20 protein-coding genes and 1 other RNA gene are annotated in these 21,070 nt (G+C 66.4%); 5 read left to right on the top strand and 16 right to left on the bottom strand.

Annotated elements, in window-relative coordinates; all coding sequences use genetic code 11:
• Positions 1–83: 83 nt before the first annotated feature.
• Positions 84–453, top strand: a transfer-messenger RNA (tmRNA) gene (ssrA, locus tag AC5RWT_RS05700).
• Between the two features lie 67 nt (positions 454–520).
• Here the strand turns inward: ssrA and AC5RWT_RS05695 are convergent.
• Positions 521–892: a hypothetical protein gene (locus tag AC5RWT_RS05695; protein ID WP_494045626.1), complete on the bottom strand. Its 372-nt coding sequence runs from the start codon at positions 890–892 to the stop codon at positions 521–523.
• A gap of 203 nt (positions 893–1,095) precedes the next feature.
• On the opposite strand from AC5RWT_RS05695, the gene AC5RWT_RS05690 reads away from it, so the two are divergent.
• Complete coding sequence (locus tag AC5RWT_RS05690) at positions 1,096–1,932, top strand: AfsR/SARP family transcriptional regulator (protein WP_494045627.1); 837 nt, start codon at positions 1,096–1,098, stop codon at positions 1,930–1,932.
• A gap of 61 nt (positions 1,933–1,993) precedes the next feature.
• Here the strand turns inward: AC5RWT_RS05690 and AC5RWT_RS05685 are convergent, their stop codons facing one another.
• The 10 genes from AC5RWT_RS05685 to AC5RWT_RS05640 form a co-directional block, all read right to left on the bottom strand.
• On the bottom strand, positions 1,994–3,094 hold the full coding sequence (locus AC5RWT_RS05685) for a carboxylate-amine ligase (RefSeq protein WP_494079496.1): 1,101 nt from the start codon (positions 3,092–3,094) through the stop codon (positions 1,994–1,996).
• 134 nt (positions 3,095–3,228) lie between these two features.
• On the bottom strand, positions 3,229–3,954 hold the full coding sequence (locus AC5RWT_RS05680) for a metal-dependent transcriptional regulator (protein ID WP_494079495.1): 726 nt from the start codon (positions 3,952–3,954) through the stop codon (positions 3,229–3,231).
• A 43-nt stretch (positions 3,955–3,997) separates the two neighbouring features.
• Entirely contained in the window at positions 3,998–4,894 is an 897-nt protein-coding gene (locus AC5RWT_RS05675; protein ID WP_494079494.1) for a metal ABC transporter permease, read from the bottom strand.
• Positions 4,881–5,660: a metal ABC transporter ATP-binding protein gene (locus tag AC5RWT_RS05670; RefSeq protein WP_494079493.1), complete on the bottom strand. Its 780-nt coding sequence runs from the start codon at positions 5,658–5,660 to the stop codon at positions 4,881–4,883. Before AC5RWT_RS05670 ends, AC5RWT_RS05675 begins: the two co-directional genes overlap by 14 nt.
• Positions 5,657–6,571, bottom strand: a complete 915-nt coding sequence (locus AC5RWT_RS05665) for a metal ABC transporter substrate-binding protein (RefSeq protein ID WP_494079492.1) — start codon at positions 6,569–6,571, stop codon at positions 5,657–5,659. Before AC5RWT_RS05665 ends, AC5RWT_RS05670 begins: the two co-directional genes overlap by 4 nt.
• Before the next feature lie 65 nt (positions 6,572–6,636).
• Complete coding sequence (locus tag AC5RWT_RS05660; protein ID WP_494079491.1) at positions 6,637–7,395, bottom strand: class I SAM-dependent methyltransferase; 759 nt, start codon at positions 7,393–7,395, stop codon at positions 6,637–6,639.
• Between the two features lie 25 nt (positions 7,396–7,420).
• Positions 7,421–8,305: a histidinol-phosphatase gene (gene hisN, locus AC5RWT_RS05655; protein ID WP_494079490.1), complete on the bottom strand. Its 885-nt coding sequence runs from the start codon at positions 8,303–8,305 to the stop codon at positions 7,421–7,423.
• Between the two features lie 66 nt (positions 8,306–8,371).
• On the bottom strand, positions 8,372–9,475 hold the full coding sequence (gene rsgA / locus AC5RWT_RS05650; protein ID WP_494079489.1) for a ribosome small subunit-dependent GTPase A: 1,104 nt from the start codon (positions 9,473–9,475) through the stop codon (positions 8,372–8,374).
• A gap of 2 nt (positions 9,476–9,477) precedes the next feature.
• Positions 9,478–10,803, bottom strand: coding sequence for a 3-phosphoshikimate 1-carboxyvinyltransferase (aroA, locus tag AC5RWT_RS05645; protein WP_494079488.1), 1,326 nt, complete (start codon positions 10,801–10,803; stop codon positions 9,478–9,480).
• Positions 10,804–10,808: 5 nt separating this feature from the next.
• Positions 10,809–11,390 carry a DoxX family protein gene (locus tag AC5RWT_RS05640; RefSeq protein WP_494045637.1) on the bottom strand — a complete coding sequence of 194 codons (582 nt, stop codon included), beginning with the start codon at positions 11,388–11,390 and terminating at the stop codon, positions 10,809–10,811.
• A 330-nt stretch (positions 11,391–11,720) separates the two neighbouring features.
• On the opposite strand from AC5RWT_RS05640, the gene AC5RWT_RS05635 reads away from it, so the two are divergent.
• Both AC5RWT_RS05635 and rsrA read left to right on the top strand, forming a co-directional pair.
• A complete protein-coding gene (locus tag AC5RWT_RS05635; RefSeq protein ID WP_494045638.1) occupies positions 11,721–12,425 on the top strand; it encodes a sigma-70 family RNA polymerase sigma factor in 705 nt (234 codons plus the stop codon).
• Positions 12,422–12,685: a mycothiol system anti-sigma-R factor gene (gene rsrA, locus AC5RWT_RS05630; protein WP_136784606.1), complete on the top strand. Its 264-nt coding sequence runs from the start codon at positions 12,422–12,424 to the stop codon at positions 12,683–12,685. The genes AC5RWT_RS05635 and rsrA overlap by 4 nt, the downstream gene beginning before the upstream one ends.
• 128 nt (positions 12,686–12,813) lie before the next feature.
• Here rsrA and AC5RWT_RS05625 read toward each other — a convergent pair whose 3' ends face one another.
• From AC5RWT_RS05625 to AC5RWT_RS05605, 5 genes are all read right to left on the bottom strand, one after another.
• Complete coding sequence (locus tag AC5RWT_RS05625) at positions 12,814–12,888, bottom strand: 50S ribosomal protein bL37 (protein ID WP_394940783.1); 75 nt, start codon at positions 12,886–12,888, stop codon at positions 12,814–12,816.
• A gap of 91 nt (positions 12,889–12,979) precedes the next feature.
• Positions 12,980–13,576 (bottom strand): PadR family transcriptional regulator, encoded by a 597-nt coding sequence (locus AC5RWT_RS05620; protein ID WP_494079487.1) that lies wholly within the window; start codon positions 13,574–13,576, stop codon positions 12,980–12,982.
• Entirely contained in the window at positions 13,576–14,400 is an 825-nt protein-coding gene (locus AC5RWT_RS05615; protein WP_494079486.1) for a DUF4097 family beta strand repeat-containing protein, read from the bottom strand. Before AC5RWT_RS05615 ends, AC5RWT_RS05620 begins: the two co-directional genes overlap by 1 nt.
• A gap of 190 nt (positions 14,401–14,590) precedes the next feature.
• Entirely contained in the window at positions 14,591–15,190 is a 600-nt protein-coding gene (locus AC5RWT_RS05610) for a GDSL-type esterase/lipase family protein (protein WP_241914993.1), read from the bottom strand.
• 85 nt (positions 15,191–15,275) lie between these two features.
• Positions 15,276–19,073, bottom strand: a complete 3,798-nt coding sequence (locus tag AC5RWT_RS05605) for a multifunctional oxoglutarate decarboxylase/oxoglutarate dehydrogenase thiamine pyrophosphate-binding subunit/dihydrolipoyllysine-residue succinyltransferase subunit (protein WP_494079485.1) — start codon at positions 19,071–19,073, stop codon at positions 15,276–15,278.
• A gap of 351 nt (positions 19,074–19,424) precedes the next feature.
• Between AC5RWT_RS05605 and guaB1 the strand changes: the two genes are divergently transcribed.
• Positions 19,425–20,879 (top strand): GMP reductase, encoded by a 1,455-nt coding sequence (gene guaB1, locus AC5RWT_RS05600; RefSeq protein WP_494045642.1) that lies wholly within the window; start codon positions 19,425–19,427, stop codon positions 20,877–20,879.
• The last annotated feature ends 191 nt before the right edge of the window (positions 20,880–21,070 follow it).

Genomic DNA, 21,070 nt, shown 5'->3' with positions numbered 1-21,070 from the left:
AGACAGCTGTGGGGATGGGTTACACTGGATGGTCCGGGCAGGTAACTGGCCCGGCACAGATGGTTATTTTGATAACTACATACGGGGATGACAGGTTTCGACGATGTTAGTCGCGCCAGGGGAAGCGGGCCGAGGATGCAGAGTTATCTCGGAAACGCTCTCTGCAAACCAATAAGTGCCGAATCTAAGCGCACTGACTTCGCACTCGCTGCCTAAGTAGCGTTGCAAGTCCGTCAGCCCGGGGATGCTCTCGCCCCGGATGCTGGCGTCATTAAGAGAGCCACTGCTGGATACCTTCGCCGTTGGGGTATTCGGGACATTTAGACGGCTGGGCCCGGGTCAGCCACCTGTTTGCAGGATGGCTGGGGCCAAGAAAACCCGAAGCAAACTGCGCCCGGAGAAGTCCTGGCAACACAACATCGGACGGGGGTTCAATTCCCCCCATCTCCACTGATTTAGCCCCGGATTTCCGGGGCTTTTTCTTTTCCCGCCGGCCAGCTTAAGCGGGCCAGCCCAGCGGTCAGGAACCGGGCAGCGCCACGTCGACGATCCCGATGAACCGGGTGCCGATCCCGTCATATTCGCTGCGGACCCATCCAGCGGGCAGCGCCGGCAGCTCTTCGGGGTCATGGTGTTGGCAGTAGACATAAGTAAAGTCCGGCCACCATTTCTTTGGCCGGGCCGCCTCGGTATGGCCGCAAATAATGCACTGCAGCGACGTCCAGACAGGCCGTTTGCCCGTGCGGTTGGCGCGCGACTGGGCCAGCCAGGCCGGTGGGTTGGCGTCCATCGCGGCGAGCTCCTCCTGGGATATGCGTGGCGGGATGCCGTGGCGTTTCGCCATCTCCGGTGGGATATCGAGGAACTGGGCTGCTTCGCGTCTGGTAATCATCACCTACCACCATGGACCGGGGCGCCACCTGCCGCAACTTGATGCCGTTCACCGGGGTGTCTGCTTCAGGGGCCCGAGGCCTGTAAGGGCTCGTCCACGTAGTACGCCGAACCGCAGAGGCCTTCTTCACCGCGGCCCCAGAACGCACATCGAAGCCAGGTTCGCCGACCTGATTCCCGCTCTCGCCTCGGCTGCTATGAGGGTTGGACTCAGGTTATTTTCAGGATGAATCCTTTAGCTGCGTTGACAACGCGGAACAGGATGGGAAGCTGAACAGGAAGGTGTTTCGGCAGTGGTTGGGGTGCGCATCAAGATGCCTGGGGGGCACAGAAATGAATGCAAGAGAACACGTCTGGGAAGTCCAATTATTAGGCGGATGGCAGATTCGCCGTGGAAATATTCCCGTCAAAGTAACTATCCGGCAGCAGCGCCTCATCGCCGTTCTGGCCTTATACGGCAGCCAGCCGCGCGCGTTCCTGGCCGGGCTGCTCTGGCCCGACAGTTCGGACAAGCAGGCAACTGGGAGCCTGCGGGAGACCATCTGGATGATCTCCCACCAGCTGCCAGGGTTGCTGGTGGAGAGCCGGGATCCGCTGGCGCTCGCTCCGGACGTAGTGGTGGATGTCCATGAAATCAGCAGCCGACTAGCCGCTCTGGATGGGGATCGCAGCGCCAGCCTGCGCCCGGCCATGCTCGATCGGCTGCGCACCGCCGAGCTGCTGCCCGGATGGTATGAGGACTGGGTCATGGCAGAGCAGGAGCGGTGGAAGCAGATGAGGTTATCGGCGCTGGAACGTCTCGCCAGCCGATATCTGGAGCGCGGCGAGACCGATCAGGCCACGGACGCTGCGGGATTTGCCATCGCCATTGAACCGCTGCGCGAAAGCGCCCAGCGGCTGTTGCTGGAGACGCACATAGCCGATGGCAACTATGCCCAGGCGCTGCGGGCGTTCGAAGTTTTCAAGTCCCGGCTTTGGAGGGAATTCGGGGTGGAACCTTCGGCCAAGATCACGAACCTCATGGCGCCACTGCTCACGTAGCCGGCTTCGGCGGGCGCCAGGGCGGAGCGGGCGAGCCGTTCGTCCTTGGCGCGCCCGCGGACTATGGCTCGGCGGTAAGCGACGTGGCGTAGAGATCCATCAGCGCCGGAAGTCCGCCGGACTCCATTGCTTTTCGCTGCCGTTCGGCGCCGGTTCCCGTGGCGAAAAGCCGTTCAATGCTTGCATCCACCCAGGCCGCATCGCCTTCCTCCTCCAGGGCGGGCCGGATGTAGCGCAGCAGCATGCCCACCACGTCCCGCGCCGGCAGCAGCAAGCCGGACTCCGGGTCCACCAGCCGGTCGGTCAGGCCCTGCCGCCCGGCCTGCCACACGGCGGCATCCAGCAACTCGGGCTCCGGCTGCAGGAAAGTCCGCGAGACAGCTTCATCGGCCAGCACCGTGGAGATCAGGCCCCGGATGACCGCCGCGATCAACACGGCGTCCTGGGCCTCGAGCTGCACATCTGCCGCACGGACTTCAAGGGTGGGGTAGCGGTCCGAGAGCCGCGCCAGCCAGGTGAGGACACCGCGGTCAATGATCACGCCGGAGTCCACCAAGCGCTGGATGCGCCGCTCGTAGTCGGCGGCGTCGCGGAAGACCGGCGCGCAGCCCTGGACCGGCCAGCGGCGGTAGTGCACAATCCGCCAGCTGCCGAATCCGCTGTCGCGGTCCAGCCAGTAGGGCGAGTTCGCACTGAGCGCCACCACGGCCGGCAGCCACGGCCTGATCCGGTTCAGGGCCTGCACTCCGGCTTCCTTATCCGGGACGGACACATGGACGTGTTGGCCGTTGACGAACTGATCGGCCACAATGCCCTTGGCACTGGCCTTGAGCTGGTGGTAGCGCTGACTGTCCGTGACCTCCGGGTAGTCGTCCTGGATTCGCGGTGCGGTGCCCGTGGCCGCGGCCCGGACGCCCGTCTTCCGGACAGCCGAATCAAGTTCCCGGCGGAAGTTCAACAGCGACTCCTCCGCTTCGGTGAGCGTGGAGCAGACCGCGGTGGCGGTTTCGATCTGGCATGTGAGCAGTTCCCGTTGGATGTCCCCACGGGCCACGTGCAACGATCCTTCAAGGTTTTCGGCGACCTTATCCGCCATCGGGACGGGCAGGCCGGTGATCGGATCCAGCAGCAGGTATTCTTCTTCAATTCCCAGAGTCGCCAAGGGACACCTTTCTTCTGCTTCATCTGCCGAGGCTCGGACAAAGCCGAGCCTAACCGATCAACCGGCGCTTGTGTGCGTGGCCAGCGCCACGGACGGTGCCGTACCGGCCCAAAGCCGAGCGGCCGACGTCGTACTCACGAAGCGAGCAGGCAGCCGGGGTGCGGGTCGCTGTGCACCCAGAGCGCGGCGGCCGCTTGGTCGCCCAGATCCAGCTCCCGGGCCGAACCGGTGGGGCCGAAACGAACCACTAACGCACCGCCGAAGGGGCGCCGGCCGACAACTTCCACACGGTCGTCGAGCCTGATCTGCTCGGAGCTGAAGAAGCGCAGCAGATCGGCGTCGGCGTCGCTGATCCGGGTGATTCGGCCGGTGTGCCCGCCGTCTAGTTCCTCCAGTTGCACGGCGTTGGGCACGTGCACCGTGCCGTCCGCCGACGGGATCGGGTCGCCATGCGGATCGCGCTGCGGATTGCCTAGCTTGGCCGCCATCCGGTCGATGAAGGTGTCGGAGACGGTGTGTTCGAGCAGTTCGGCTTCGTCGTGGACCTCGTCCCAGGCATAGCCGAGTTCCTGGACCAGGAAGGTTTCCAGGACCCGGTGCCGGCGGACCATGGTCAAGGCCAGCCGGCGGCCGGCGCTGGTCAGCTCAATGGCGCTGTACGGCCGGTGGTCCACCAGTTGCAGCTCCACCAGCTTGCGCACCATCTCGGAGACCGACGAGTTGGCCACGCCCAGGCGCACGGCCAGCTGGGAGGACGTGATGGGCTTGTCCTGCCACTCGGTGAAGGCATAGATGACCTTGACGTAGTCCTGCACGCTGGACGAGCCGCTGCTGAGCGCGGATTTCCTGGCCGCTGGCATGCGGTTTCACCCTTTCGTCGTACGTTCCCGAAGGACTGCAGGCTTACAGCCTGGTGCTGCTGGTTTCCGGCAGCACGGCGGTGCGCCGGCCCTCCGACCGGCGGCGTACCAACTGCCAGATTACCCCGGTCCGCGGCGCGGACAGGTAGACCACCAGGAACACCAGAGCCTGCGCCAGGACCACCGCCGCACCGGTAGCGACGTCCAGATAGTAGCTGGCATAGATGCCGGCGACCGAGGCCGCGGCAGTGACCGATGCGGCAATCACCAGCATGGCGTCGAACCGCCGGGTCAGCAGGAAGGCGGTGGCGCCCGGGGTAATCAGCATGGCCACCACCAGCACGATGCCCACTGCCTGCAGGCCGACGACGACGGTGAGCGCCAGCAGCCCGAGCAGCAGCACGGACAGCCAGCGGGTATTGAGCCCGATGGCGTGGGCATGGACGCGGTCGAACGCGAACAACGTCAGATCGCGGCGCTTGAACAGCAGCACGCACAGCGTCACTGCACCCAGGCCGAGCACCTGCAGCAATTCGCCGTCGCTGACGCCCAGAACGTTGCCGAACAAGATGTGCTGCAGATCGGTCTGGCTGGGCGTTTTGGAGATGATGGCCAGGCCGGCGGCGAAGAACGCGGTGAACACCACGCCGATCACGGTGTCGCCCTTCAACCGGGTGGAGGAGCGCACACCGCCGATCAGCGCCACCGCCGCCGCGCCGAAGACGAAGGCGCCGATCGAGAAGGGCACACCGATGATGTAGGCCAACGCAACCCCCGGCAGCACGGCATGCGAGACCGCATCGCCCATCAGCGACCAGCCCATCAAAATCAGCCAGCAGGACAACACCGCGGACACGATGGAGGCTGCCAGCGTGACCAGCAGGGCGCGGGTCAGGAACCCGTACTGCAGCGGTTCCAGCAGCCAGTTAGCTAATTCCACGGCGGAATCCTTCCGCGGGGCCGATCAGCGCGGAGCCGAAGGCCAGGGCCAGGTTGTCGTTGGTCAGCACCTCGGCCGGCGATCCGTGTGCCAGGACTCTCTGGTGCAGCAGGATCGCCTCATCGCACAACTGCGGGATGCCGGCCAGATCATGGGTGGAGATCAGGATCGTCTTGCCCTCGCGGCGCAGCTCTTTCAGCAGGGAGATCAGGCCCGCTTCCGAGGCCTTGTCCACGCCGGCGAATGGCTCATCGAGCAACAGCAGCCCGGCGTCTTGGGCGATGCCGCGGGCCACAAAGGCGCGTTTGCGCTGGCCGCCTGACAGCTCACCGATCTGCCGGTGCTGAAGATGGCTCAGGCCCGTCCGTTCCAGCGCAGCCTCCACGGCTTCACGGTCCCCGCGGTGCGGCCGGCGCATGGGACCAAGCCTGCCATAGCGGCCCATCATCACCACATCCCGCACGGAAACGGGGAAGGTCCAATCGACATCTTCGGACTGGGGAACATAACTGACCAGGTTCAATTTACGTGCCTGCCGGTGCGAGAGGCCGAACAGATCCACCGTGCCGGAGGACGGATGCGCCAGCCCCATCAACGACTTGAACAGCGTGGACTTGCCGGAGCCGTTGACCCCGATCAGCCCGCAAATTGTCCCCAAGGCCACCGTGACGCTGACGTCGTCCAGGGCAACGACGTCGTGATAGGCCACGCGCAGGCCGGCCACCGAGATGGCGGGGGCCCCTGCCGGGATGACGTGAGTGCTCACGGCGCCAGTCCTTCCTTAATCAGGGAGATGTCGTGCCTGATCAGCTCCAGATGAGTGGGAACCGGGCCGTCCGGTCCGGAGAGGGAATCCACGTACAGCGGCGTGATGAACCGGGCACCGGTAGCTTTTGCCACCTGCCGCATCGATTCCGGGTTGACGGTCGATTCGCAGAACACCGACGGGATCCGATGTTTGCGGACCTGCCCAATGACTTCTTTGATCTGCCGCGGCGTGCCCTCGGCATCCGAGTTCACCGGCCAGAGGTACGCCTCGTCCAGCCCGGCGTCGCGGGCCAGATAGGAAAAGGCCCCTTCACAGCTGACCAGGGCGGGAACGGCTGCCGGATCGGCGAAGGCCGCCTTCAAATCCTCCATCACCAGGTCCAGTTCATGCCGGTAGGCCGCGCCGTTGCGCTGGAAGTCTTCGGCGTGTTGGGGCACCAGGTCGCTGAAGGCGTGCACGATGTTGTCGACGTAGATTTTGGCCGCCTCCGGCGACATCCACGCGTGCGGGTTCGGCCGGCCCTCATAGTTTCCGGCCGTGATGTTCACCGGCTCCACGCCGTCGCTGAGCACCACATGCGGGGCCGGGACCGCATTCAGGAACCGTTCGAACCAGCGTTCGAGGCCCAGGCCGTTGTCCAGGACGAGGTCGGCATCCTGCGCTTTGACCAAGTCCGACGGCGTGGGCTGGTAACCGTGGATTTCCGCGCCGATCTTGGTGACGGAGATGACCTCTACATGGCCACCGCCGATCCTGTTGGCCATGTCGGCCAGAACGGTGAAGGTGGTCAGGACCAGCGGCCGTTCGCCCGCCGAGGCGGCGGCGGGTGCGGACGGACGGGCGCAGCCAGCCACCGCCAGCATGGCGGCTACGGCCAGCAGGCACACCTTCGTCCAATTTTTCGGCATGCCTAAATTTTGCCGGACGGTAGGCCTCAACACAAGCCGCGGGGGCCTAGGCAGCGCTCAGGCGCTCAGAGCGCCCGTGCCCGCCAACTGTGGGTGAGGTACGGCAGGCCGATCGGCGCCCCGGGGGAGTAGCCCAGATGGTCGTGAAGGTACCAGTCGAGGTTGGCCAGCACTTTCGTCCTGGTCGCCTCGTTGGCGCGCAGGTAATAGCTGCGGGTCTTCGCCAGCTCCATCACATCGAGCGTGCTGAGCGGATCCTGCCACCGGGTGTCGTGCCCTTCCAGTCCGCTGAACTCCGGGCCGATGCGGGGACGGAAATCCGGCTTCAGCACGTCGCCGGCATGCATGATGCGCGTGAGCCGGTGCACCCACGGTACGCCGGTATCCAACTGGTTCCAGACCAGTCCCAGGACGCCGCCGGGTTTCAGGATCCGTGCGGCCTCGGTACTGGCCCGGAGCGGGTCCGTCCAGTGCCAGGCCTGGGCCACGGTGACAAGATCCATGCTGGCGTCGGCAATCCCGGTCTGCTCCGCGGTGCCGACTACGGTGGTCACGCCGGGCAGATTGCGCTGAAGCTGGGCGAGCATGTCCGCGGACGGGTCCACCGCCACCACCTTGAGACCGCGCGCGGCCAGTGCGGCGGTGTACTTGCCGGTGCCGGCCCCCAGATCAGCGGCGGTGCGGGCGTTGGCCGGCAGCAGCCAGTCCACGGCGTCGTCCGGGTAGCCGGGGCGGATGCGGTCGTAGTGTTCGCCGCCCTGCTGGAATGTGTCGCCGTAGGCCCGGCGCCGCTCATCGTCCATCCGGGGACCGCCGTGTGCCACGTGGTGCTCCTTGTGCAGCGGCCGGTTAGCGGCTCTCGCCGCCGGCTTCGATGCCGCCGGCTGCTCCGTCGTCGTACGCTGCCGTGGCCGAACCCGCCGGGCGCTGTCCGCGCAGTTCGGGGTTCAGGCGGTGCAGGGCCGCCTGGTGCAGCAGGCCGTTGGTGGCCAGCGCATTGCCGCCGAACGGGCCGTCTTCGCCCTCCAGCGAGCTGAACCTGCCGCCGGCTTCGGTCACGATCGGGACCAGCGCGGCCATGTCGTAGAGGTTCAACTCGGGTTCGCAGGCGATGTCCACGGCGCCTTCGGCCACCAGGCAGTAGGACCAGAAATCGCCGTACGCGCGGGTGCGCCAGACCGATTCGGTCAGCTCGAGGAAGTCGTCCAGGTTCCCGCGTTCCTTCCAGCCGCTCAGGCTGGAGTAGGACATGGAGGCATCCTCCAGTCGGTCTACCGCGGAAACCTGCAGCCGGGTGGCCGCGGCCAGCGACCGCCCGGTATAGGCGCCGGTTCCCTTGGCTGCCCACCAGCGCTTGCCCAGCGCGGGAGCACTGACCAGACCCACGACCGGTTGCCCTTCGTCCACTAGGGCGATCAGAGTGGCCCAGACCGGCACGCCGCGGACAAAGTTCTTGGTGCCGTCAATCGGGTCGATGATCCAGCGGCGGGCGCCGTGGCCGCTGCTGCCGAATTCTTCGCCCAGCACCGCATCGCGCGGCCGGGACCGGGAGAGCTGCCCGCGGATGGCTTCTTCGGCCGCGCGATCCGCGTCGGTGACCGGCGTCAGATCCGGTTTTGTCTCCACCTTCAGGTCAAGGGCCTTGAAGCGGGCCATGGTCTGCGCGTCCACGGAGTCGGCCATCACATGGGCCAGGCGCAGATCGTCGTTGTAGGTTTGCGGAGCGTGGGTCATAGGTTTCAACTTATCGGTAAGTGCGGTGCGGACGCGGGAGGCAGCGCCCGCAACCGGACGCCGGGCCTAGACGGTGCCGAGCTCCTTGGCCTCCGGCCGTTCCTCGGCGCCGAGCAAACGGCGCAAGGACGCCAGCCTGGCTGGTCCGGCATCACCGGCACCGCCGGCAGCCACATAGGCGTCCAGTCCGCAGTCGACGGCTGCGGCGTCGTGCTTGCAGCCGCGCGCGCAGTCGGCCGTGCCGGGCTCCAGATCCGGGAAGGCCGACAGGATGCGGTCCGGATCCACGTGGGCCAAGCCGAAGGACCGGATGCCCGGAGTGTCGATGATCCAGGTGCCGGCCGGAGCGTCCAAAACTTTCAAAGCCAATGCCGACGACGAGGTGTGCCGGCCGCGCCCGGTGACGGCGTTGACGCCGCCGGTGGCCCGCTGGGCTCCGGTCAGCGCGTTGACCATGGTGGACTTGCCCACGCCCGAGTGGCCCAGGGTGACGGTGACCTTGCCGTCGAGGTAACTGCGCAGCTCTGCCACGGCCTCGGTATCCAGCCGGGCGGACAGGCCCTCGTCGGAGAGCGTATCCACGCCGGAAGCGTCCACGGCCGCCGTGCGGCTGACGATCACCGGGAGGTCCAGATGCTCGTAGTTGGAGAGCAGCTCGGCCGGATCCTTGAGGTCCGCTTTGGTGACGCACAGCAGCGGGCTGATCCCGGCGTCGTACGCCGCCACCAGCGCCCGGTCGATGAACCCGGTGCGAGGTTCGGGATTCGCTGAGGCCACCACAATGACGAGCTGATCCGCGTTCGCTACGACCACGCGCTCCACCGGGTCGGTGTCGTCCGCGCTGCGGCGCAGCAGGGTACGGCGTTCCTCCACCCGGACCAGCCGGGCGAGGCTGTCGGGTTCGCCGGAAACATCGCCGACCAGCGCCACGAAGTCTCCCGCCACCACCGGGGTGCGGCGCAACTCCCGGGCGCGGGCAGCGACGACGACGCGCTCGCCGTCGGTGTCTTCATCGACGACGGCGGTGTAGCGGCCACGGTCGACGGTCACGATCCGGCCGAGCTCGGCATCCTCGTGCGCGGGGCGGTCTTTGGTGCGCGGCCGCGTTCCGCGCTTGTTCGGGCGGATGCGCACATCCGATTCATCCCAGCTTCCAGTGCTACGCGCCACCGTCAGCCCTCGGTGGCCGAGGGCGCCGGTGCGGCAGCGTACATTTCCTGCCAGAGCTGCGGAAACTCCGGCATGGTCTTGGCCGTCGTCCCGATGTCCTCGACCTCCACACCGCGGACGGCCAGGCCGATGATGGCACCGGCGGTAGCCATGCGGTGGTCTTCGTAGGAGCGGAACAAGCCGCCGTGCAGCGGCCGGGGCCGGATCCGGAGTCCGTCGGCCGTCTCCTCTGCGTCGCCGCCCAAGCGGTTGATCTCGGCCACCAGGGCAGCCAGGCGGTCGGTTTCGTGGCCGCGCAGGTGGGCGATGCCGCTGAGGCGGGACTCGCCGTCGGCCAGCGCGCACAGGGCTGCCGCGGTGGGGGCCAGTTCGCTGGTATCGGCCAGGTCCGCGCCGGTGATCTTCTCGCCGCCGACCACGGTCAGCGTCCCGCCCTCCAGCGTGACCGTGGCGCCGAGCCGGGGCAGGATGTCCCGCCAGGCGTCGCCCACCTGGGTGGTGGAAGTGGGCCAGTTGGGCACCCTGATCCGCCCGCGGGTGGCCAAGGCGGCGGCCAGGAACGGTCCGGCGTTGGAGAGATCCTGCTCGATCCGGGTGTCGAAGGCGCGGATCGGGCCGGGGGAGACCACCCAGTGGTTCGGACGGGAATCGTCCACGCTCACGCCGAGGTCGCGCAGCAACTGCACCGTCATGGCGATGTGGTCCAGGCTCGGCACGCGCTCGCCGACGTGCTCCAGATGCAGGCCGTCGCGGAAGCGCGGACCCACCAGCAGCAGGGCGGAGACGAACTGCGAGGACGCGCTGGCATCGATCGCCAGATGGCCCCCGGGCACAGCGCCGGTCCCGGTGATGCGGAACGGGAGACTGCCGCGTCCGCCGTCGTCCACTGCCACGCCCAGTTGGCGCAGCGCGTCGATGGTGGGGGACATCGGCCGGCGCCGTGCCGCGGGGTCGCCGTCGAACTCCACGTCTCCGGTACAGAGCGCTGCCAGCGGCGGCACGAAGCGCATGACGGTGCCGGCCAGACCGCAATCGACACCGGCACCCCCAAGCGGATGCGCCGGATCAATCGGTTCCACCAGCAGGTCTGGGCCGAACCGGCCGTCCCCTTCCGCCTCAGTGATCCGCGCGCCCAGGGCACGAAGCGCTTCCACCATCAGGAAGGTGTCGCGTGAATGCAACGGGGCGCGCAGCCGGGACGGACCCTCGGCCAACGCAGCGAGCACCAAATAGCGGTTGGTCAGGGACTTTGAAGCAGGGATCTGGACCGTTGCGTCGATCGGCTTCTCTGCATAGGGAGCCGGCCAGCTGTTGGCAACCATGGGCATTGCGTTCAGGATCCCACCACATCCGAGGTGGCTTCCCGCACCGCACGTTCGGCCTTTTTCAGCTGGTTGCGGGCGTCTTTGCCCATCGATGTCGCGTTGCGCCGCGCTCCCTTGCTGATGGAACGGACGTTGCGCCGTGCATCCGCCGCGAAGTGCTCGGCACGCCAGGCCAGGCCGGGCCGTCCGGCGGTGTCAACGGCTGCCAGCATGACCGCTCCGATCAGCGACAGGTTCTTCAAAAGCCGGTTCCGACGCACTCGTCTGGCTTCCGGTGTGGCGGAATCAGCCACCCGGTATTCCACCATCGTGTTGACGGCGGTGGTGCCGGCCAGCAGGGCCGCAGCAAGGCGGGAGAACCTGCCCATGCCCAGCAGGACGCCTGCCCCCACCTGGGCTGCGCCGATGACTCGGGCAATCGTCTTCTCTTGCCCGACCAACGCTCCTGCCGCGGGAAGGACGGATTTTGTCTGCTGAACCAGCGGCCGCAGGGACACGGCCGCTTCCTCAGCGTGGCGCAAACGGTCAAAGCCGGTGGCTACGAAGCTGGTGGCCAGCAGGGGACGGGCGGCAAGGCGGACGATTGACATGGAAGCCTCCTGGGCGTCGGCGTGCGTCGAAGGAATCTGTACCCTTCCCATCGGCCGGACCGCGGGAAGGCGGCACTGGACACTAGTCTGGCACTTTTGTTGGCACTGCACACCTTGCACGACGGTTTGGCATCGTCGGCGGGGAATAGCCGGGCGGCATCGGACGTTACGTCTGGCGAGGAATGCCGGTGCATTGTCTCCGGTCTAGGACGTGTCGGAACGAAGGGAATACCTGTGACTACAGCGCTTGCCGAACCGGCCCTTGCAGGGCCGGTAGACGGCGCAGCATCGGCCCAGGGGTTCGTGAAGCTCAGCGTAGACTGGGAGCCAATGACGACTGAGAATTCGGACGCCACCGAGAACCGCAGCAACCCCGGAACAACGGGGCAGCCGGATGAGGTTGACGTCCAGACGGAAACTGCCGACCAGCGCCGTGCCCGCTTTGAACGCGACGCCATGCAGTATGTGGACCAGCTCTACTCGGCCGCGATGCGGATGGCACGCAACCCCAGCGATGCCGAGGACTTGGTGCAGGAGGCCTACGCCAAGGCGTTTTCGGCGTTTCATCAGTACAAGCCGGGGACCAACCTCAAGGCCTGGCTGTACCGGATCCTGACGAACACTTACATCAACCTCTACCGGAAGCGCCAGCGCGAACCGCAGCAGTCCAACACGGACCAGGTAGAGGACTGGCAGATGTTCCAAGCCGCCTCCCACACTTCCTCAGGACTGCGGTCTGCGGAAGCGGAAGCCTTGGACCACCTGCCGGACTCTGATGTGAAGGACGCCCTCCAAGCCATCCCGGAGGAATTCCGGCTGGCTGTTTACTTCTCTGATGTAGAGGGCTTCGCGTACAAGGAAATATCGGAAATCATGAACACCCCCATCGGTACCGTGATGTCCCGCCTGCACCGGGGACGCAAGCTGTTGCGCGAGCTGCTTGCGGACTATGCGCACGAACGCGGCATGGGCGGTACCAAGGACAGGAAAAACGCCGCAGCGACGGTGGGGACACAACAGGAGAACGTCAAATGAGCGACTGCCACGGACTGGGCGACTGCGAAGACGACCGGATGCAACGGATCTACGAGTACGTTGACGGCGCACTCTCCCGCGACGACCTCGCGGAGATTAAGGCGCATCTGGACAGCTGCCAAGAGTGCGCCGAAGAACACAATTTGGAGTGCCTGATCCGTTCGGTGGTGAAGCGCTCCTGCCAGGAGGCCGCACCGCAGACCCTCAAGGAACGTATCTTGGACAAGATCGGCCACATCAGGGAATCAGACACCGTATAGGTTTGGGGCTGGCCCGCCTCCCGGGCTCGGGCCGCCTGCAGCACACAACAGAAGAACCCCCGCCGTCCCATCGGGCGCGGGGGTTCTTCCGTCAGCAGCATCAGCCGCGCGGGCTGGTGCCCAACCGCTTAGGTGTTGGGGCGCTTGCTGTGGTTTGCGCCGCCGCGCTTACGGTCACGACGCTTGCGTGCACGCTTGCTCATGGCTGCCTCCTTTGCTGGATGAAAAAGAACTGCGCACCAGTCTTTCATATGCCCGGGCCTGCTCCTAACTGAAGGAGCTCCACGCCAGTAGTCAGCGCAGCGCAGCAGTGATGGATGCCTTGGCCTGGTCCAGCACTGTCCGGATGGTCTGCACCGCGACTTCGTCTACCGTTCCGGTGGCGCTGCGCCGGCGCAAGCGCACCCGGACGTCGTCGCGGAAGTCGTTGATCAGGTGCTCCAGTTCCTTCACGGTCCGAAGCCCGGCGGCGTCGGCTGCCCGCGGAGATGTCCTGGCTTTACTGCGGGCGGCCTCGGCCGAGGCGGCAAGATCCGCCCGCAGCCCCTTCATGGAGCTGCGCAGCTCGTCCCGCAACCCATCGGCGAGACGCCGCACGGACGCGGAGATATCAGCTTCGACGTCGGCCAGCTCGTCCTGGCGGGCGGCCAGTTCCCGCCGTCCGGCATCGGTGATGCTGTAGACCGTGCGCCGTCCATCCGAGGCAGTGGAAACCAGCCCCTCCTCCTCAAGTTTGGCCAGCCGGGGATAGACGGTGCCCGCGCTGGGGGAGTAGGTGCCGCCGAACCGGTCGCTGAGGGCGCGGATGATGTCATAACCGTGCTTGTCTCCTTCTGCCAGCAAGGCGAGCAGATAGAGCCGCAGGGCGCCGTGGGCGAATACGGGAGGCATCAGTTCACCTGGCTTCCGGCCGTGTCCCGGTGGAAAACCGCCAGGGTGCCCGAGACCGTGGTGGACCGGACGGTGAGCCCGCGGCCTTCGGGACCTATCCGGGTTTTCACTTTCTCCGAGAAGCCGAAGAACTTCTGGTCGTTGACGGTGATGCTGCCCGTCGCCGAAGAAGCAGCGACGTCCACGCCGTATTGTTCGGGCACCCGTACGGTGACGTTGCCGGAAACGGAATTGACGGCCAGGTCCTGGGGCGCCCCCTCCAGGTCGAAGCTCAGGTCGCCGCTGACCGTGCTGGCCCGGACATGGTCCAGTTCGCCGGAAGCCGTGACCTCGCCGGAGACGCTCTTCACCGCCAACGTGCCGCCGTGGTGACGGACGATAATCTCGCCGCTGACCGTATTGACGGTGAGTACACCGGTAGTTTCGTCTGCCATCATGGACCCGGAGACAGTGCTCAATTCCGCTTTGGCGGCCATACCGGATACCAGGCCGTCCCCGCTGACGGTGGAGGCCTTGACGGGAACGTCCCGTGGCAGCGCGATGCTGATCACGGCCTCCTCCCGGTAGCCGGAGACTGCCAGATTGACCTGCCGTGCCAAGAACCCCAAAGGGCCCTCGCCGCCCTTGTTGTGGCTAATTTCCAGCGTGCCGCCGCGCAGGGTCATTTCCAGCGGCGCGCCGATGACTTCGGAAACCTCCACCCTGACGGTCGGCTCGTCGTGCACGATGATGTCCAGCCGCCCTTTGACGATGGAGGCCTTGAGCATGCGGACCTCGTCAACGTCGATGGTCTGTGGACCGTCGATGCTCCACGTTTCGTTCATGGCTTGTCCTGCCTGTGGCGATACACCGCTCCCAACGCGATATATCTCGTCATGAAGGACACGATATATCGCGTCCCACCCACTGGCAAGGGTCTGCCGCCCCTAGAGACAAGAACGGCGGGACCGGTACATGACCGGTCCCGCCGCCTGGGCGATGAAGGCGCCCCAGCCGTCCGGCGGGAGCAAACCGCTAAAACGGCTCGGGCAGGTCCAACCACGGATACCAGCCCCGATGCAGGACCAGCCAGGCGAGCAGACCGTAGCCCGCTTGGCCGGGGGCTCCGCCGTTACTGGCCAAATCGGTGCGCCACTGCTCGTGATTGAGCAATGGCGTGAAGGTGTCCACGAAGACGTGTTTGCGGCGCGTGGTGACGTCGCCGAAGGCGGTCGACAGCTCGGCCAGCTGGGCATTGCGCTGGGCATCCAGTCCAGGCGGCGGACCCACAACGAAGACCTTGACGCTGAGCTGTGCCGCGCCGTCGAGGATGTTCGCCAGGTTCAGGCGGCTGCGGGCCGTGGACAGGCCAAGCTCGAGGTCGCGGCCGGACAGACCGATGATGAGCCGGTTTTCGAAGCCGTCATCAAATCGCCGGCCGGCTTCTTGAAGCCAGCGGCCGGCCAGCTCCTCCGTACCTTCGTTCGGCGATGCCAGAACGAAGGATTCCAAGGTGGCTGGATCAGGGTTGGTCCGGGCCAAGGTTCGGCCCAACCAACCGAGGGCGCGCGGGTCTCCCACGCCGGCCAGCAGCTGTTCACCCACTGCGGCGATCCTGATTCTGCGTTGCTCCACGAGTAGCTTTCTGGTTCGACGGGTTGGAGACGGTGCTTAAAAGAAAGTGGGCGGGGCGCCCTGTGGCCCCCGCCCACTATCCTACTTACCGGCGTTCAAAGGCCTTCTTGACCAGAACGTCCTGTTCCACAGCGTGGCGCTTGGCCGAGCCGGTGGAGGTCGCGGCGGAGGCCGGACGGGAAACCAGTCGCAGCGGCTTATCGAGGGCCTCCGGCAGGTACAGACCCATGAACGGCCACGGGCCCTGGTTGGCGGGCTCGTCCTGCGCCCAGACCACGTCGGCGTTCGGGTACTTCGCCAGCTCGGCCTTGATCTCCTCGACCGGCAGCGGGTACAGCTGCTCCACCCGGATGAGCGCGGTCTTGGTGTCCGAGTTCTTCTGGCGAGCGGCCAGCAGATCGTAGTAAAGCCGGCCGGAGACCAGCACCACGCGCTCCACGTCATTGCCGCTGAGGTCCTGGACGTCGCCGATGACCGGCTGGAACGTTCCGGTGGTGAAGTCCTCCACCTGGGCGGCAGCGGCCTTCAACCGCAGCAACTGCTTCGGCGTGAAGATGATCAGCGGCTTGCGGGGCCGGCTGTAGGCCTGGCGGCGCAGCAGGTGGAAGTGCGAGGCCGGGGTGGTCGGGTTGGCCACGATCATGTTGTCCTCGGCGCACATCTGCAGGAAGCGCTCGATCCGGGCCGACGAGTGGTCCGGGCCCTGACCTTCGTAGCCATGCGGCAGCATCAGCACCAGCGAGGACCGCTGGCCCCACTTCTGCTCGGCCGACGAGAGGAACTCGTCGATGATGGTCTGGGCGCCGTTGACGAAGTCGCCGAACTGCGCCTCCCAGAGCACCAGCGCATCAGGGCGCTCCACCGAGTAGCCGTATTCGAAGCCCATGGCCGCGTATTCGGACAGCAGCGAGTCGTAGATCCACAGCTTGGCCTGATCGTCCGACAGGTTGCTCAGGGGGGCCCATTCTTCGCCGCTCACGCGGTCGTGGAAGACGGCGTGGCGCTGCACGAAGGTACCGCGGCGGGAGTCCTGGCCAGCCAGGCGCACCGGGACACCCTCCATCAGCAGCGAGCCGAACGCAGCCAGCTCGCCAAAGCCCCAGTCGATATTGCCCTCGCGGGACATCTGCTCGCGGCGCTCCAGCAGGGCTTTCAGCTTCGGGTGGACGGTGAAGTCTTCCGGAATTTCCACATGCGCCTTGCCGATCTTGGCCAGCGTCTCTGCGGAGATGGCGGTGCCGGACGGCACGTTGGCCAAGTCCTCGGCCTGCTGCGAGAGCGGGCGCTCCAGGTCGGACACGGCCGCGGAGTCCTTGGTGATGATCGGCATCGGCGAGGTCTGCGCGGCATGGGTTTCGGCGAAGACGCGCTCCAGCCGTTCCTGATAGTCGCGCAGCGCCTGATCCGCCTCGTCCTGCGTGATGTCGCCGCGGCCCACCAGGGCCTCGGTGTACAGCTTGCGGGTGGAGCGCTTGGCTTCGATCAGGTTGTACATCATCGGCTGCGTCATCGAGGGGTCGTCGCCCTCGTTGTGCCCGCGTCGGCGGTAGCAGACCATGTCGATGACGACGTCCTTGTGGAAGCGCTGGCGGTACTCGTAGGCCATCTGGCCCACGCGGACCACGGCTTCCGGGTCATCGCCGTTCACGTGGAAGACCGGAGCCTGGATCATCTTGGCCACGTCGGTGGAGTACACCGAGGACCGCGAGGACTGCGGCGAGGTGGTGAAACCGACCTGGTTGTTGACCACAATGTGCACGGTTCCGCCGGTGCGGTAGCCGCGCAGCTGGGAGAGGTTCAAGGTTTCCGCCACCACGCCCTGGCCCGCGAAGGCCGCGTCGCCATGGATCATGACCGGCAGCACCGGGAACTCGTCGCCCCGGTCCAGACGGTCCTGCTTGGCGCGGACGATGCCTTCCAGCACCGGGTCGACGGCCTCCAGGTGGGAGGGGTTGGCGGCAAGGTAGACCTTGGTCTCGTTGCCGTTGTCGGAGGTGAATTTTCCTTCGGTGCCCAGGTGGTACTTCACGTCACCGGAGCCCTGGACGCTGCGTGGGTCCTGAGTGCCCTCGAACTCGCGGAACACCTGTGCGTAGGTCTTGCCGGCGATGTTCGTCAGCACGTTCAGCCGGCCGCGGTGGGCCATACCGATGGCGACTTCATCCAGACCATCGTCGGCGGCGTCGGAAATCACTGCATCCAGCAGCGGAATCAGGGATTCGCCGCCCTCCAGCGAGAAGCGCTTCTGGCCCACGAACTTGGTCTGCAGGAAGGTCTCGAACGCCTCGGCGGCGTTCAGCTTGCCCAGGACGCGCAGCTGCTCTTCGCGGCTGGGCTTGGCGTAGGGGCGCTCCAGTTCGTTCTGGAACCACTCGCGTTCGGCCGGATCCTGGATGTGCATGTACTCGATGCCGGTGGTGCGGCAGTAGGCATCGCGGAGCACGCCGAGGATGTCGCGCAGCTTCAGGCGGTCGGCGCCGCCGAATCCGCCGGTGACCCACTCCCGGTCCAGATCCCACAGGGTCAGCCCGTAGGTGTTGATATCCAGGTCCGGGTGCTTGCGCTGGACGTATTCCAGCGGGTTGGTGTCCGCCATTAGGTGGCCGCGGACGCGGTAGGCGTGCACCAGTTGCTGGATGCGGGCCACCTTATTGACCTGCAGGTCAACGTCCACCTGGTTGTCCGGGCGCCAGCGGACCGGCTCGTAGGGGATGCGCAGCGCTTCGAAGATCTCGTCGTAGAAGCCCTGCTCGCCCAGCAGCAGCGATTCGATCAGGCGCAGGAACTCGCCCGAGCCGGCGCCCTGGATCACGCGGTGGTCGTAGGTGGACGTCAGCGTGATGATTTTGCCGACGCCCTGGGCGGCGATGGTCTTTTCGCTGGCACCGCGGAATTCGGCCGGGTACTCGAGGGCACCGACGCCCACGATGGTGGCCTGGCCCTTGGACAGCCTGGGCACGGAGTGCACGGTCCCGATGCCGCCCGGGTTGGTCAGCGAGACGGTGGTGCCGGCGTAGTCGTCGGCGGTCAGCTTGCCGGCGCGGGCCCGTTTGATCAGGTCCTCGTAGGTATGCCAGAACTCGGAGAAGTTCATAGTCTCGGCGCGCTTGATGTTCGGCACCACCAGCAGGCGGCTGCCGTCAGGCTTGGGCATGTCGATGGCGATGCCGAAATTCACGTGGGCCGGCTGGACCGCCGCCGGCTTGCCGTCGATCTCGTCATAGTGGACGTTCTGGCTGGGGAACTGGCCCAGCGCCTTGACCACGGCGTAGCCGATCAGGTGGGTGAAGGAGACCTTGCCGCCACGGGCGCGGGCCAAGTTGGAGTTGATCACCACGCGGTTGTCGATCAGCAGCTTGGCCGGAACCGCGCGCACCGTCGTCGCGGTGGGCACGCTGAGGCTGGCGTCCATGTTGGTGGCGATGGCCTTGGCCGGGCCGCGGAGCACGGAAACGGTGTCTTCTTCGGCGACTGCGCTGGGCGCTGATTTGGGCAGCTGGGCCGGGATCGGCGCAGGCTTCGGCTCTGCCTTCGCGGCGGGCTTGGCCGGGGCAGCGGCCGTGTCGGTGGAGGTGTTCGGTGCCGGTTTGGTGTCGGCGGGAATCGGCTTGGTTCCTGCCCGATCGATGGCAGTGCTCTCACCCGAGGCCTTGGGCGTGTCCTTCACCGGAGCGGGGCGGGACGGGGACTGGACCGAGGTGGGGGCGGACGAAGCAGCAGCGGTGTCGTCCAAGCTGCCGGCGCCATTGGCCGCCTCGAAGATGCTCCACCATTTCTTGTCCACGGAATTTTTGTCTTGGAGGTACTGCTCGTAGATTTCGTCGACGAGCCATTCGTTACCGCCAAATTCCTCGGGTAGACGAAGGTTGGGATGCTCTGGCACTTGTAATACGCCTCTTCCGTGAGTTGCCGCTTGCCCTGCAGATCACGCGCTTCTCTGGCTGCCTTCCGGACCTGCCGGTTAGCAGCGGAATTGCGAGTGCGCGTCTGGCGCGCACTAGATCTGGACCAGTAGCCAGTCTAGTGACACTTTCGCAACGCAGGCTAATCTTTACCGCCCGTGCCCCCGAACATCGCCCCGATTCGTTCCCGGCACCGGTGCCTCTAGACTTTGCGGGGGAGCCTGGCCGGTCCACCGCGGTGCTTCCGCAGGCTCCCGGGCACCTTACGGTTCCCGCACCACCTGCACCTGCCGTTCCGCCGGTCTGCACCGCGACGAGGAAAGCGAGCATCCATGCGCCTGATCAACCAGCCGATGACCGACCTGACGTATTCGGACGTCTTTTTGGTGCCTTCGCGCTCGGACGTCACCTCCAGGCTGGACGTGGACTTGTCCGCCGGCGACGGCACGGGCAGCACGATTCCGCTGGTGGCGGCGAACATGACCGCCGTGAGCGGACGCCGCATGGCGGAGACGATGGCGCGCCGCGGCGGGCTTGCCGTGCTGCCACAGGATGTGCCGCTCGAAGTGCTCGCGGAGGTCGCGGGCTGGATCAAGGACCGCCACACTGTCTTCGAAACACCGTTGAAACTGACCGCCGACAGCACCGTCATTGACGCCCTGCACCTGATGGACAAGCGGTCGCACGGCGCCGTGGCGGTGGTGGACGAGGCGGGCAAGTGTGTGGGCGTGGTGCGCGCCGAGGACTGCGAAGGTGTGGACCGCTACGCCTCGCTCGAATCGGTGATGGCGGCCCACCCGCTGCTGCTGGAGGCTTCCATGTTCGACGCCGGGGCGGGCACCTCGCTGCGCCAGGCCTTCGATTTGTTCGACTCGGCGTCGGCGAACTTCGCACCGGTGGTGGACGACGACGGCGTGCTGCTGGGCGCGCTGACCCGTGCGGGCGCGCTCCGGTCCACCATCTACACCCCCACGCTGGACCCGCAGGGCAGACTGCGGGTAGCGGCCGCCGTCGGAATCAATGGCGACGTGAAGGGCAAGACCGAGGCACTTCTGGAGGCGGGCGTGGATGTGCTGGTGGTGGATACCGCGCACGGGCACCAGCGCAAAATGTTCGATGCGCTGGACGCCGTGCGCAGCCTGGATCCGCAGGTTCCCGTGGTGGCCGGCAACGTGGTCAGCGCGGAAGGGGTTCGCGACCTGGTGGAAGCCGGCGCGGACATCGTCAAGGTCGGTGTGGGACCGGGTGCCATGTGCACCACCCGGATGATGACCGCCGTGGGCCGTCCGCAGTTCTCGGCCGTGCAGGAATGTTCGGAGGCCGCGCGCGAGCTCGGCGCGCATGTGTGGGCCGACGGCGGGGTCCGCTATCCGCGGGACGTGGCTCTGGCGCTGGCGGCCGGTGCCAGCCAGGTGATGATCGGCTCCTGGTTCGCCGGGACGCACGAGAGTCCGGGGGATCTGCTCACGGACAGCAGCGGCCGGAAATACAAGGAGAGCTTCGGCATGGCCTCTGCCCGTGCCGTACAGAACCGTAACCGGCGCGAGGACGCGTTCGAGCGGGCGCGCAAGGCTCTCTTCGAGGAGGGCATTTCGTCCTCGAAGATGTACCTTGATCCGCTGCGCCCAGGGGTCGAGGACCTGCTGGACGAGATCACCGCCGGCCTGCGCAGCTCGCTGACCTACGCCGGTGCGCAGAACCTGGTGCAGTTCCGCGAGCAGGCCATTGTGGGCGTGCAGTCGGCCGCCGGCTATGAAGAGGGCCGCCCGGTTCCGCAGAGCTGGTAGCGGGTACCGGCAGGCCGCGACGGCGGTCCGCCTGCTAGGCTTGTGCGCATAATGGACAGCTATTCTAGGAGCCGGTCCGTGACGCGCCCCGCAGGGCAGGCAGCATGCCGCACCGCGGGAGCACAGGCAGCCCAAGCGGCTGCCCCGTGCGAGGCGTCACCCAGCACCGGCAAATCCCGTGCACGTGCCCA

It is taken from the genome of Arthrobacter sp. Dra40, from assembly GCF_059091905.1.
The sequence above is the reverse complement of the archived record's forward strand: the minus strand, read 5'-3'. Positions and strand labels throughout refer to the sequence as shown.

Bases quoted from the DNA above. Each gene is read 5' to 3' on its own strand.
- AC5RWT_RS05695 (WP_494045626.1), bottom strand. From the start codon at position 892: ATGATTACCAGACGCGAAGCAGCCCAGTTCCTCGATATCCCACCGGAG.
- AC5RWT_RS05680 (WP_494079495.1), bottom strand. From the start codon at position 3,954: ATGCCAGCGGCCAGGAAATCCGCGCTCAGCAGCGGCTCGTCCAGCGTG.
- AC5RWT_RS05665 (WP_494079492.1), bottom strand. From the start codon at position 6,571: ATGCCGAAAAATTGGACGAAGGTGTGCCTGCTGGCCGTAGCCGCCATG.
- hisN (WP_494079490.1), bottom strand. From the start codon at position 8,305: ATGACCCACGCTCCGCAAACCTACAACGACGATCTGCGCCTGGCCCAT.
- aroA (WP_494079488.1), bottom strand. From the start codon at position 10,803: ATGCCCATGGTTGCCAACAGCTGGCCGGCTCCCTATGCAGAGAAGCCG.
- AC5RWT_RS05640 (WP_494045637.1), bottom strand. From the start codon at position 11,390: ATGTCAATCGTCCGCCTTGCCGCCCGTCCCCTGCTGGCCACCAGCTTC.
- AC5RWT_RS05635 (WP_494045638.1), top strand. From the start codon at position 11,721: ATGACGACTGAGAATTCGGACGCCACCGAGAACCGCAGCAACCCCGGA.
- rsrA (WP_136784606.1), top strand. From the start codon at position 12,422: ATGAGCGACTGCCACGGACTGGGCGACTGCGAAGACGACCGGATGCAA.
- AC5RWT_RS05620 (WP_494079487.1), bottom strand. From the start codon at position 13,576: ATGCCTCCCGTATTCGCCCACGGCGCCCTGCGGCTCTATCTGCTCGCC.
- AC5RWT_RS05615 (WP_494079486.1), bottom strand. From the start codon at position 14,400: ATGAACGAAACGTGGAGCATCGACGGTCCACAGACCATCGACGTTGAC.
- guaB1 (WP_494045642.1), top strand. From the start codon at position 19,425: ATGCGCCTGATCAACCAGCCGATGACCGACCTGACGTATTCGGACGTC.